Raw genomic sequence first — 12,874 nt, forward strand, 5'->3', positions numbered from 1 at the left:
TGTCACTCCTACATCAATTCTTCAAAATAGTCACGCCACTTTTCGTTAATAGCACGGGGATTGTATTTTTCCCTTACTTCAAAAGCTGAAGCCGCCAATTTCCTGGCCAGCGGCGGATCATCCATAAGTCTCTCAAGTGCATGAAAAATATGCATCGCCATATTTACATCCGTATCCATCGGAATAAGAAGTCCGTTTCTACCTGTACTGATAAGGTCCGCCGGACCTCCGCAGGGACAATCCGTGGATATGCAACAAAGACCAAGAGCCATGGCCTCAATCAGCGCATTGGGCATACCCTCTGTCCTTGAAGTCAGAACGAAAAATTCCGCATCAGCTATTCTGTCAGCAATTTTGTCGACACTTCCCATAAAGGTAACCTTTCCGGGTTCACCTTTTCCGGATTCATCCAGAATACCAAGATTCCTGCAAAGCTTCTCCAGAAGACCCCTTGAAGGACCATCTCCGTAGAGCACAAGCCTGTATTCAGGATATTTCTTTATCGCATATGAAAATGCGTTTATAAGAATCTTCTGATTCTTGTTTTCATCAAGTCTTCCAACTGATACTATTACCTTTTTTCTATCGTCAAAGGGAATAATCTCGTGGTTCATGAATTCCTCATTGACCGCATTTGGCAAAACCTTACATTTCTGTCTGACAATAGGGCTAAAGAAATCCATCGCTCCGTTTGTCTGAACGACTACGCCTGCTGCTGCCGGAAACAGTACTCTCATAGCGAGCCTTAGTCCCCTTGATGCGTATTCCTCAGAAGGGGTCGCCCTTACTGAAACCACGACCGGTATATCAAGGCCTGCAGCTGACTGTATCGCCATCACATTATTTTTACCAAGGAAGGATAAAATAAGATCCGGCTTTATCCTCTCCCAAGTGTTTGTAAGCTTCTGAATACGTCTGTGGAAATTCTGCGCTCTGTTCCCCTGTTCATAGGGCATAAGGGCAGTGAAAACACGCCCGATTCCCATCGGTACTCCGCCCTTTAGATCGACATAGCGCTCCTTCTCATCAGGATTTAGTACCTTTGTGGCGTTCTCTTCATCTTCGCTCTTAACTACGCTCCACCCGGCGTTGGGAAGCACATACTCATCGTCCGAGAGATAAGTCGTCACAAGTGTAACCTTGTATCCGATACTGAAAAAGTACTCGGCCAAATTGCACATAACACGCTCAGCTCCACCCTTATTGAGTGAGCCTATATACATGGCAATATGCTTTTTCTTCAGCCTACGGCTATCTGTCATAAGTACTCCTCATACCACTGCTGAAAATTCAAAAAGCTCCAGGAAAGTCTTGAGAAATTGGCTCCGGTAGATGAACCGGCATCGCCTTTTTCAAGATAATTCCTGATAAATCTCGATGTGTAGCCGGGATCAAATATCCCCTGTTTTTTAAGATAACTCTCGTTACTAAAATCAAGGAGTCTTTCGCGAAGCGGTCCACGGAGCCAAGCGTCCATCGGAACGCTAAAGCCCTTCTTTGGCCGCTCTAAAAGTTCTCTTGGAATATAATCATAGGCGATATCCTTCAGGATATGCTTTTTATCGCCATCTGCATACTTAAATCTGTGTGGTATGGAAAAGCTGTATTCCATAACGCTTGTATCCATAATAGGGCATCTGCACTCAAGGGAATACTTCATTGAAGCCCTGTCCATCTTCACAAGTATGTCAGCAGGAAGATAGGTATCCATATCAAGTAGCATACGTCTCACCTGCCAGTCGGATACTCCGTAGGAGGACTCCACAGGATACTTACAGGGGAAAAGGCCGCTATCCCCAAACTGCCCATTTATATACTGCTCGTAGGTAAGCCTTTGGTCCGGCTGTTCATGTCCTGTCACAAATGCGTGGGCACAGCGGATATATAGAGGCGATGAAATCTGTGTCTTCGTCTCGGGATCTCTGTTTTCAGCAACTGACTGAACCTTTATCGGAAGCTTTCTGATAAGCTTATCACTTCCTGCAGGAATGTTACCTATTGCACTTACAATGCCTCCTGCAGCATCAAGTGCCTTAGCCTTTGCCACATGTTCATATACATTGTATCCGCAGAAAAATTCATCCCCTCCGTCACCCGAAAGGGCCACTGTCACCTTCTGCCTTGCAAGCTTGCAGACAAGCATGGTGGGAATATCCGACTCGTCCGCAAAGGGTTCATCGTAATACTTTGGAATGCTGTCAACGAGCTTAAGCATCTCGGATTCATCTATATACAGCTCTGTATGGTCAGTACCAAGATGATTGGCCACCTTTTTAGCATATTCAGCCTCATTATACTCAGGGACGTTAAAGCCTATACTAAAGGTCTTAACAGGCGTATCACTGTGCTCCTGCGCAAGGGCCGTTATCAGTGAGGAATCATAGCCTCCCGATAAAAATGCGCCAAGCGGAACATCTGCTATCATCCTGTCAGCAACCGACTTTTGAAGACGTGCCTTTAAGCCAGCCTTGGCTTCATTATAGTCCTCAATCTGCGTAGCTGAATTCTTCTTATAAGCTTCCTTGATATCCCAGTACTTGTACTTATTTATTTTTCCCGAATTAAAAATAAGAGCCTGACCGGGTTCCACCTGCCATACATTCTCGAAAATACTCTCAGGTGCATTTATATACTGCTGGTAGAGGTATCTCGGAATTATCGACTTTCTGATCTCTCCCTTAAAGCCCGGGCACTTCATAATAGGCTTAAGCTCTGAGGCAAATACAATGTTTTCACCTTCATCCCAGTAATAAAGCGGCTTTTTACCTATTCTGTCCCTTATAAGGAAAAGGTCCTCTGTTTCCCTGTCATAAAGTGCTATGGCAAACATTCCATGAATATGATCAGGGAGCGATTTTCCCCACTTTAGATATCCTGCAAGTATAACCTCCGTATCACATGTGGACTTGAAGGGATAACCCTTTAGTTCTTCCTTAAGCTCCAGGAAGTTATATATCTCACCATTAAAAACAACCGATATCCTTCCGTCCGGGGTGGACATAGGCTGATGTCCAAGAGGTGAAAGGTCGTTAATTGACAGTCTCCTCTGCGCGAAGCCAATGTTATATCCATCCTTTCCGGGATATATCTCCACTCCGCTATCATCAGGTCCTCTGTGGACCATGGTGTCATTCATTGCCCGCAGCTCATCTTCAGTTATTCTGTTTATGGAAAAGTATCCGCAGATTCCGCACATGGGCTGCTCCTTTTTACCCTCATCCGGCACTTCGTGCCACCTTCTCCCAAAGGGAGAAGGCCTAAAGCTCTTACCCCCATCCCCAAATTTGAGAAATCCATAAAGTAATCACTATGTTTTAAATCAAAACTTCCCCGTTAATAAATCAAAACTTCCCCGTTAAATAGAAGCTCTGCATACGCTGAGCCTGAGTTTTAACATCGAAGCCCGCAAGCTGAATCATCTCAGTGATAGGCTGTGATGATGCTTTTCTGTCTCCGATGGGAAGGGCGTTCTCATCCTCGCCCTCAGCATAATCACGAAGCATAAGATCATTAAGTATTTTTCTCGCCCAAACTGCAGGCTGCTCCTCAATACTCATTCTGCTTACAAGGGGTGTAATATCAACTTCGGGTGTTATCGAATCTGAAACAAGGCACTGTAGTCCTGCTGTCTGAGCCTCAACGACTGTTCCCGGAAGTCCCTCGTATCTTGAAGGGAAAAGGAAATAATCCATCGCCTGATAATACTCGTTGGCATTGCTCTTATTTCCGCAAAATATCACATGCTTTTCAATATGAAGGTCAGTAGCAAGCTGCTTCATGGTCTCCATAAGGGAGCCCTCTCCAAGCATAAGGAGTCTGATTCTCATTCCGTGAAGCATGCTGAAGGAATTGGAATCATCATGGCTTAAAATCCTCAAAAACTCAGCAAATACCTTAAGAAGATACTCGTGGTTTTTTGCATAATGGAATCTTCCCACATGCCCTATGATGATGGCATTGGAAAGCCCCAGTTCCTTCCTTATCTTGTTTCTGACTTCCTGATTATAGACAAATCTGGTTAAATCTATAGCGTTCGGAATAATTCTCACAAGGCCTTCGTCAGTGAGCGTATCTCCAAACACCGATCTTGCGGCATTTTCAGTGCAGGCAAATCTAAGATCACAGGTATCTCCCTTACCAAGGGGTCCTCTTATTATTCTGGTCACAACACCCTTAAGTCCCGGATCCACTCCGGCGCTTCTGGCATGGGCGATAGTTGTTCCTATTCCACAGGTCTTGGCAATCGGCAGATAAATGGCTGCGGTGCTTGTCATATGCCCCTGCACCATTTTCCACTCTCCCCTGTGCTGCATGAAAAACATTCTGATAGCGTTCTTGTAATCTTTTAAATTGGTTCCGTGAAATCTCGGAAGGGCATAGATGTTGCCCCCAAGCTTTTTTACAGTCGCGTCAAAATAGTCAGGCTCCCTGACTTTCATAAGCTCATCTGATGAAGGGCACTTTTTACCTGTGGCTTCCGGATCTGCGTGCACCAAAAAATCGAACTGCACACGTTCTCTGTCAATATGTCTGTACAGATCCATGATGCGGCTCTCCGCTCCTCCAAGTCCCAGTGTTCCAAATACATGTAATATTCTTATTGGTTGCGCCATTCTTACCACCTCTTATGCACGGCGATATATTTAAAGCGTGCCATGAGATACTCTTTAATTCCTTGAAAATCGGAGGCTTCCACCGGTTCCTCCAAAAGCCAGTCATCCCAGCTAACTACTTTTCCACTCTCAAACACCTTCTCATAGTAAGCAAAATCATCCCCATTCAAGGTATTTGTGTGAACAACAAAGGTTGTGTAGCCCTCGGAATCATCCTTCAAAACTGCATCCTTTTTAAATGAAATCGGGTAAAAGGTCATGTCGAATCTTCTGTATGCCTTTTTCCCAAAACCATCTGTTATTCGTCTAAAGCCGTTCTCCGCAAGGGCTGTCATAGTGTTCTTATCATAGCTGTGGCTCGGAGCCATAAAAAAGTCCGTAGCAATACCATGTCCGCCAAGGATCTTCTTTCCTTCAGCTACCATTTGAATCTGCTTCTCCAGATCAATTCCGGCAAACTCCGACTGTTTATTAAGAGGCAGCAGGCCGCCCTTCTTGGTGGTATATACATGGTGAAGTCCATGCATGGCTATGATCCACCCCTCAGTCTGAAGGTTTCTCACAAGATGCCAGAAGGGATAATCCTTTTCCTTTATCTTGTCATCAGGGATAGTCTCTCTTCCTTTGGAAGGGCCGGAGTCTGACTCCTCTTCATCCCTGTAGGAATCCAGTTTAGGATCCTGATTCTCCGGAACCACACCAATAAGAGGCTTTATATGATACTCATCAAGAAGCCTCTTAAATCGTCTAAATTTCCCCATATCCATTCCGGGAGAAATATCATCCAGTCTTATTACTATCTTCATACAATAACGCCGCCACTTTTAGGTGGCGGCATTCCCCCATTTGTTTTTTGCTTATAATCTCCAATAACTGAACTCTGATGAATCGAAGCTGTTCTTATCAAAGATTCCCTTTACATCAAGGAAAACTCTTCTCTTGTGTTCAGGGTTATACCACTTCTTGATATCCTCAGTAGTTATTCCAAGGAATTCCTCATGAGCTACCGCAACGATAACAGCATCCATATCCTTAAGATCACTCATGTTATCGAATGAAATGCCATAGAGACGCTTTGCCTCATCGCTGTCAGCTTCCGGATCCACAACGATAGGTGTGATTCCGTACTCCTTAAGCTCGTTATATATGTCGATTACCTTGGTATTACGGGTATCAGGGCAGTTCTCCTTGAAGGTAAATCCAAGGATTCCCACTCTCGCATGTCTTACGTTAAGATCCTGTGCAATAAGGTTCTTTACGCAGGACTCTGCGATATATTTTCCCATGTCATCATTGATACGACGACCGGAAAGAATTATCTGGCTGTGATATCCAAGCTCCTCAGCCTTGTATGTGAGGTAGTAGGGATCAACACCGATACAGTGACCGCCTACAAGACCCGGCTTGAAATTAAGGAAATTCCACTTTGTTCCCGCTGCCTCAAGAACGCTCTTGGTATCAATTCCCATTTTGTGGAAGATCATTGAAAGCTCATTCATAAATGCGATATTGATATCTCTCTGGCTGTTCTCGATAACCTTGGCAGCCTCGGCAACCTTGATGGTCTCAGCCTCATGAACACCTGCCAGAGCAACAAGCTTGTAAACATTTGCAACCTCTTCCAGGGTCTCCTTATCCATACCGGATACGATTTTTACTATAGTCTCAAGTCTGTGTACCTTGTCACCGGGGTTGATACGCTCAGGTGAATAGCCCACCTTGAAGTCAACTCCGCACTTAAGTCCTGATTCCTCCTCAAGGATCGGAACACAGATATCCTCTGTCACTCCGGGATAAACCGTTGACTCATAAACTACGATTGAACCCTTTGTGAGATATTTTCCAAGAGTTCTGCTTGCTCCCTCAACAGGAGTAAGATCAGGTGTGTGGTCATCATTTACGGGTGTCGGAACCGCAACGATATGGAATTTACACTCCCTGAGTTTTTCAGGATCAGCTGTGAAATCAACAGATGTCTCCTTGATAGCAGCGTCACCGACTTCCCTTGTAGGGTCGATTCCGTTTTTATAAAGAGCTACCTTTTCAGCATTAAAATCGTAACCCACTACTTTAATCTTCTTGGCAAATGCAACCGCGATGGGCATTCCTACATATCCAAGACCTACAAGTGAAAGCTTCTCCTCACCTGCGAGGAGTTTCTCGTACAAACTCATTTTATTATAATCTCCTACATCTCATTTTCTTAAAAGATATCAGCTTTGCTGTCGGATGGGGTCTTCCCATCATTACTATTATACATTCTTAAATCAAAGATTCAAGAATGCTGCAAATTGGCCATTAAAGGCGACTTCGTCGCAGGGCCAATTTGATTACTCAATCATATTCTTACGGAAACCGCAGTTAATGCGGTTTCCTGTTTTGACATCTACGATGCCATATACTCTTAAATCAAAGATTCAAGAATTCTGCGAATTCTCACTAATGCTGTCAAGTTCTGCCTTGTATGCATCTATTATGAGCTTTCTGTCAAAGTTGTTCTCGATAAACCTTCTTCCTGCTCTGCCCATTTTGGCACGCTCCTTCTCAGAAAGTGCAAGTATGCGCTCAATGGCAGCTACCAGAGCGTCCGTACTTTTGGGTTCAAAGGCAAAGCCATTTTTCTCCCCGTCAAGAGCCTCTATGCAGCCGTGAATATCCGAACACAGAATAGGTCTGCCACAGGCATCCGCCTCAAGGAGCACATTAGACATACCCTCATGATATGAAGGGTGCACCACGATATGACATTTATCCATGTAGGGCTCCACATAATCCACATGTCCGTGATATGTGAGTATTCCCTCGTTTTCAAGCCTTGTAATCCAGGGCTCATAGAATGCCCTCTCGTCCTCTTCGTATTCACTCACAAGGTCGAAGTGCACATTGTCGTGTGTTTTGGCAATTCTCTCAGCCGCTTCAAGGTACTCGGAGGTTCCCTTATCCTTCATAACTCTGATAACCGCAAGGATATGGATTCCTTCATTCTCCAGGGGATACCCTCTGAAAGGATGCTCATCGAGATTAACGCCTGATCCCGGCAGAAGCCCGCTATTTTTAACAGCAACACCTCTCTCCTGCATGAACTTGCGATTTCTCTCGTTCTGGAAAAAGACCCTTCTTGCATCCTTCGTCGCACCTCTGTAAAGAGCAACCAGAATTTTACTCATTATGCCGCCGTTCTCAATGCCCATTCCAAGCCCCGTAATATTGCAGATATACGGTATTCTCTGAAGTCTGGCCGCGCATCCGCCGTAAATATTGGGCTTTACAGTGTAGGTCAGCACCACATCGGGCTTAAGCTCCTGTAATAGCTTATAGTATCTGTGAAACAGATCAATGTCCTTGAAAGGATTGATGCCGTGTCGCTCAAGATGCGTATCAATAAGCCTTGTGCAGTACTTTTCCAGCTTTTTGCAATTTTCATCGTAAGGCACTGAAATGAGTACGATATGGCCTGCATCCATAAAGGATTTGAGCAATTCCTTTCTGAAAAGCCATAGCCCATTTGCCCAGTTTGTCAGAACCAGTATTTTCATTCTTATACTTCCTGCATACGATTCTTGAGATTGGCGAGTTTTTCAATTACAACGCTGTCATACATAAGCATGCAGACGTCTTCATCATATTGCCCGATGATCTCATCATTGGCTTTTTTCTCAATTACATTTTTGTATATAAGTGAAGGAAAATCAACTCCGGCTCCAAAGGCATGAAGATACGCACCACCAAAGCGGGGGTTTATCTCAGACAGATAATACTGTCCATCCTTGTAAAAAAGATCCATGTCCAGAGGTCCATTGAATTTGAACACCTTCATCGCATTTTTCACAAACTCAAAGAGCGCATCGTCCTTGAAAGAGATGGTCTTATTGGCACCACCTATGGTTGTTGAAATCTTCTTCTTGGAAAAGATCGCAACCGGCTCATGTGTGATGGTATCTACGTAAATATCCGCATCCATATCCTTGCCATCCATGAATTCCTGAATAATAAGCGAAGAATCTCTGGCGGTAAGTTCCTCTAAAAGCTCGATATTTTCAACCTTCCTGGCACCAACGCTTCCGCTTCCGGTTCTGGGCTTAACAAAGACAGGAAAACTTATCTCTCCCTTGTCAAAGCTCTCCTTGAAATCAGCAAAGCTTCCAAATGTAAGAACGGTGGGAATGCCATTTTTACTGAGGTATTTAAACATCTCATATTTGTCAAAGCACAGATCCGCAGTCTCCTTGTAGGGTGCAAGCACGGTAACGCCAAGCTCTTCAAACTTATCTCTGTTATCCGCAAGAATTGAAATCTCAGGATCAATAAGAGTTGTTATGGCATCTATTTTTTCCTTTTTGCAGATCTCAAGAATCTTGGGTATGTAATCCTCATGGTTTATAAGCGGAACTCCATATACCGCGTCAGCAAAGGCAGGTGCAGGAGCAAAAGGGCTGTTGTCCGTTACGACCATCCTCACCTTATCCCCAAGAGCCTGTCTAAAGTCCTTTAAAAGCTCACAGCGTCTACCAACACTTGTAAAAAGTATATTCATTATAAAAATCTCCTAAATAATATTGCTAATAATATCTGACTGCATCCATGTGTTATTTTTCATTCCGGACGCATGCTATCTTTACTGTTCGTCTTTGGGAGGTGTACCCTTGAAGGCCTCCATTGTAGCATCTGTAGCACTGTTTATGTCATCATGCTTGAATACGACAGCTACTGTCATAAAGATTATATTCAGATCCAACAGGAAAGACTGATGATCCACATAGTAGACATCTTTCTCAAACTTATCCTCCCAGCTAAGAAGATTCCTTCCATTTACCTGGGCCCAGCCTGTGAGACCGGGGCGAACATCATGACGTCTTCTCTGTTCATCGTTATATAACGGAAGATATTTCACAAGAAGAGGTCTTGGTCCGACAAGGCTCATATCACCTTTTAAAATATTGAATAGTTCAGGAAGCTCATCAAGACTTGTGGCACGAAGCTTTTTACCAAACTCGGGAAGTCTGTCCTCATCGGGAAGGAGATTACCGTTTTCATCCTTCGCATCAGTCATGGTCCTGAATTTATAGAGATTAAAGATCTTCTCATCCTTACCTGGTCTTGGCTGCTTGAAAATAACCGGACTTCCAAGCTTAACCCTTACGAGAATGGCAACTATAGCATAGAGCCAGCAAAAGCAAACAAGTACCATTAGTGACAGCAATATGTCCAGAAGTCGTTTGATGAAAAGGACATAAATCCCTTTATTATTCTTTTTTGTCATATATCACCCGTTATGAATAATTTATTTAATCGCGCACGCATTTTACGTGGCTAAATGAATGTCCAAGAATAAGCAATCGCACAAACAGCGCACGCTCAGAACGCTTGCTAAGCCTTGTTACAATAATGTATTATAACCTATAGAAGTGTTATTTCAAATATGGTTTTGTAGGGAGTTTACTATAATGAAAATAGAATTAAGAAGAGGCGGCATAAGACTGATCGTAGTATTGTTTGCTGCTTTTTTGATGGCTCTTAATATTCAGACCTTCGTAAATGCAGGCGGACTGTATCCCGGCGGTGCTCAGGGTATTACCATCATCATACAGCGTATTGCGCTCAAGTACTTTAATACGCGCATACCTTACACCCCTATAAATGTCATCCTGAACATAATTCCCATTTATATCGGTTTTCGTTATATCGGTAAAAAATTCACATTATATTCCATGATAATGGTGCTCTCAAATGGTTTCTTTGTTGATATGATTCCGTCCCATGTTATCACCAATGACCCTTTGCTTATCGCGATTTTTGGCGGTCTTCTCTCAGGTGTTGCACTGTCCATCTGTCTGATGGTTGATGCCACAAGTGGAGGAACGGATTTTATCTCAATCTTTTTATCTCAGCAAAAGGGAATTGATGCCTTTCCCATTATACTGGCGGGCAATTGCGTGATCCTTACGGTTGCTGGTTTCCTGTTTGGTTGGGACAAGGCTCTTTATTCAATCATTTTCCAGTATGTTGCAACTCAGGTTCTTCACATGATGTACAGAACCTATCAGCAGCAGACTCTTTTCATTATTACTGATAAGCCCGCCGAGGTCTGCGAGACAATTTATAAGATTGCCAACCACGGCGCTACTCTTATGCATGGTGAAGGTTCCTTCGAGCACAACAACAAGATGGTGGTCTACTCTGTTGTAAGTGCCTCCGATACACGTAAGCTCATCCCTGCCATCAAGGATATTGATCCCGGCGCCTTCATCAACTCTATCCGCACCGACCGTGTCCAGGGTAACTTCTACCTTAAGCCGAGGGATTGAGGATATGGGAAAAGGTATGCTTTTCGGTTAATCCGTGTCTTGACGATCTTGATGAACTTCGCAGTAGCAAGTTGTCGGAATTCTTGCAGGCATCTATAAGCTTTGCTCCAACACCCTGACTGCGCATTTCCTCCGAAACATCAAGATCCTGTAAATAAAGCACCTTTTCATTTTTTAAACACGGAACCTTTTTTTGTTCAATAATCATAACATGAGCAAAACCAATTATTTTTAGTCTCCACCATAATATAATCTAAGGCAATATAATGCGCCTATCATCCTGCGATTTATCAATTGATCATATTATAAAATCATTACACAAAGTGAAAAACATTTCTATTTAATGCCAATCTTAATTTTATATAGCTATCATAAATTCATATTATGCTTCCAATTCTGGTTTTCAGAAGCCTCTTTCTAAGGTCATTGTTCAGATAATATATGTTTTCTGATTCCTCATACGCTTCGAGGCAATCGTCTGGCCAACCATATCTTTTGCAAAGAGCCTTATTGAAATCATAGTGGGAAACCGGTTTTTCTTCTGAAACGTTTATTATTCCGATATAATCACTATTTGCCAGTTCAATAACTGCATCAGCAAGTTCGTTCACTTCCACAACACTAAATATTATGTTACTTGCTCTGATGTATTTTTCTCCAGAATCCACATGCTCTTTTAGTAAGCGGCTTCTCATATCCATTTCACCATAAGGATCGGTTCCATAGATGCTGCCAGGTCTCACTATGCAATAGTTTTGCATAGTCTTGATCACATTTTCAGATTTTATCTTCCCATTGAAATAGTGATAATTGTACATATCCTCTGATCTGAGATAAGGCTGCACATCCTCAGACATGTTTTTCTCATATGCAACAGAAGTAGACATAAAAATAAACCTGATATTCCCTATTGTATCGCGGATGACAGGCATTACCTTTTCTGCTATTTCTTCTTCAAGCTCATGATTCATGACAGTCCAGATGATGACATCGGGGTTATAGTCTTTTATTAGCTCAATCAGCCTACCCGTATCCAAAACATCAAGCTTCACATACTCGCCTTGTTTCTTTTGACTACTGTATGTCCCCAGTACATTCACTCCAATATTATTCAGTTTGTAATAGATTGTTCCGCCCAGAAATCCACTGGCTCCTATAATAAGTGCTCTTTTCATTTAATTCTCCAAGCTGGAATTGACCGAGCTCTTTAGAGCGAGGGATGCTTCTTGACCGTAAGGTCAAGAAGATGGGCTCAACTCTACAACTCAAATTTATCTCTTTGCTAACTGTTTCTTTAGTCGTTCATTTTCAGATCTAAGTTCTTCATAATTAACTAACTGTATAATATGTTTCTCTTGTCCAAATTGCTATCAAAACACTAAAAGACAACAAATCAAAGAAATCCATAAGAATTGTTGTCAAATTCCCTATGAAAAAAATTAGAGTGGCAACAAATCAATACTCCTTAAGCATTTTTATTGCTCAAGCGTTTTAAAGTGCGTGTCAATTCTCATATAATACAGTTATTATCTGTGAATATCAAGAATTTGTTGACTACTTGACTTTCAAATATCCATACAAGGCAACAACAATTTTACCTAATGACTAATTTGTTGCCGTACTATTTTTCATGAGCTTCTTGTTGGCAACAAATGTCATCCTTTACACCTGATTTGTTGCTTATAGTCTGCCTACCTTTTTCACAAGCTCCTTGTTGACCTCAAGTTGGCAATAAACTTTAGCCTATATACTACTTTTGTTGCTTATCATTATCTTACATATCACAAACCATCATCAGCAATGCATAAACTTTCCACAACAAGCCATAAACCATCATCAAAAAGGCCTATCCCATCAGCAACAAGACATAACCCACCAACACCACCAGCAACAAGGCATAATAAAACCCGCAGGCCACAACTGTAGCCCGCGGATCAATATCTCAAGTACCCCACG

Annotated in this window: 11 protein-coding genes; 1 reads left to right on the plus strand and 10 read right to left on the minus strand. The window is 42.7% G+C overall.

Going from position 1 to position 12,874, the window contains the following annotated elements; genetic code table 11:
* Positions 1-8 precede the first annotated feature (8 nt).
* The 8 genes from G586_RS0118885 to G586_RS0118920 all read right to left on the minus strand — a co-directional run bounded on the left by G586_RS0118885 (position 9) and on the right by G586_RS0118920 (position 9,873).
* Positions 9-1,262: a glycosyltransferase gene (locus tag G586_RS0118885; RefSeq protein WP_035773635.1), complete on the minus strand. Its 1,254-nt coding sequence runs from the start codon at positions 1,260-1,262 to the stop codon at positions 9-11.
* Positions 1,259-3,226, minus strand: coding sequence for an asparagine synthase (glutamine-hydrolyzing) (gene asnB / locus G586_RS0118890; RefSeq protein WP_242832063.1), 1,968 nt, complete (start codon positions 3,224-3,226; stop codon positions 1,259-1,261). Before asnB ends, G586_RS0118885 begins: the two co-directional genes overlap by 4 nt.
* Positions 3,227-3,341: 115 nt before the next feature.
* Positions 3,342-4,613: a glycosyltransferase gene (locus tag G586_RS0118895; protein WP_026528963.1), complete on the minus strand. Its 1,272-nt coding sequence runs from the start codon at positions 4,611-4,613 to the stop codon at positions 3,342-3,344.
* 2 nt (positions 4,614-4,615) lie between these two features.
* Entirely contained in the window at positions 4,616-5,419 is an 804-nt protein-coding gene (locus G586_RS0118900) for a DUF2334 domain-containing protein (protein WP_026528964.1), read from the minus strand.
* Positions 5,420-5,470: 51 nt separating this feature from the next.
* A complete protein-coding gene (locus G586_RS0118905) occupies positions 5,471-6,787 on the minus strand; it encodes a nucleotide sugar dehydrogenase (RefSeq protein WP_026528965.1) in 1,317 nt (438 codons plus the stop codon).
* Between the two features lie 243 nt (positions 6,788-7,030).
* Positions 7,031-8,149, minus strand: a complete 1,119-nt coding sequence (locus tag G586_RS0118910) for a glycosyltransferase family 4 protein (protein WP_035773638.1) — start codon at positions 8,147-8,149, stop codon at positions 7,031-7,033.
* A gap of 2 nt (positions 8,150-8,151) precedes the next feature.
* Positions 8,152-9,147, minus strand: coding sequence for an ATP-grasp domain-containing protein (locus tag G586_RS0118915; protein WP_196811649.1), 996 nt, complete (start codon positions 9,145-9,147; stop codon positions 8,152-8,154).
* Positions 9,148-9,228: 81 nt separating this feature from the next.
* Entirely contained in the window at positions 9,229-9,873 is a 645-nt protein-coding gene (locus G586_RS0118920; RefSeq protein ID WP_196811650.1) for a sugar transferase, read from the minus strand.
* Between the two features lie 184 nt (positions 9,874-10,057).
* Between G586_RS0118920 and G586_RS0118925 the strand changes: the two genes are divergently transcribed.
* On the plus strand, positions 10,058-10,918 hold the full coding sequence (locus tag G586_RS0118925; RefSeq protein ID WP_026528969.1) for a YitT family protein: 861 nt from the start codon (positions 10,058-10,060) through the stop codon (positions 10,916-10,918).
* Here the strand turns inward: G586_RS0118925 and G586_RS0118930 are convergent.
* Together G586_RS0118930 and G586_RS0118935 are read right to left on the minus strand one after the other, a co-directional pair.
* Positions 10,902-11,171: a GNAT family N-acetyltransferase gene (locus G586_RS0118930; protein ID WP_330363300.1), complete on the minus strand. Its 270-nt coding sequence runs from the start codon at positions 11,169-11,171 to the stop codon at positions 10,902-10,904. The two genes, G586_RS0118925 and G586_RS0118930, sit on opposite strands and share 17 nt — an antisense overlap.
* Positions 11,172-11,295: 124 nt before the next feature.
* The gene (locus G586_RS0118935; protein WP_026528971.1) at positions 11,296-12,093 is read right to left on the minus strand and encodes an NAD-dependent epimerase/dehydratase family protein; all 798 of its coding nucleotides are present in this window, start codon (positions 12,091-12,093) and stop codon (positions 11,296-11,298) included.
* Positions 12,094-12,874: the final 781 nt, after the last annotated feature.

Origin of the sequence: Butyrivibrio sp. VCD2006 (assembly GCF_000423925.1) — a bacterium.
Classification (GTDB): Bacteria; Bacillota; Clostridia; order Lachnospirales; family Lachnospiraceae; genus Butyrivibrio.

Coding starts and splice junctions, on each gene's coding strand:
- G586_RS0118885 (WP_035773635.1), bottom strand. CDS start 1,262: ATGACAGATAGCCGTAGGCTGAAGAAAAAGCATATTGCCATGTATATA.
- G586_RS0118925 (WP_026528969.1), top strand. CDS start 10,058: ATGAAAATAGAATTAAGAAGAGGCGGCATAAGACTGATCGTAGTATTG.
- G586_RS0118915 (WP_196811649.1), bottom strand. CDS start 9,147: ATGAATATACTTTTTACAAGTGTTGGTAGACGCTGTGAGCTTTTAAAG.
- G586_RS0118895 (WP_026528963.1), bottom strand. CDS start 4,613: ATGGCGCAACCAATAAGAATATTACATGTATTTGGAACACTGGGACTT.
- G586_RS0118900 (WP_026528964.1), bottom strand. CDS start 5,419: ATGAAGATAGTAATAAGACTGGATGATATTTCTCCCGGAATGGATATG.
- G586_RS0118920 (WP_196811650.1), bottom strand. CDS start 9,873: ATGACAAAAAAGAATAATAAAGGGATTTATGTCCTTTTCATCAAACGA.
- G586_RS0118905 (WP_026528965.1), bottom strand. CDS start 6,787: ATGAGTTTGTACGAGAAACTCCTCGCAGGTGAGGAGAAGCTTTCACTT.
- G586_RS0118935 (WP_026528971.1), bottom strand. CDS start 12,093: ATGAAAAGAGCACTTATTATAGGAGCCAGTGGATTTCTGGGCGGAACA.
- G586_RS0118910 (WP_035773638.1), bottom strand. CDS start 8,149: ATGAAAATACTGGTTCTGACAAACTGGGCAAATGGGCTATGGCTTTTC.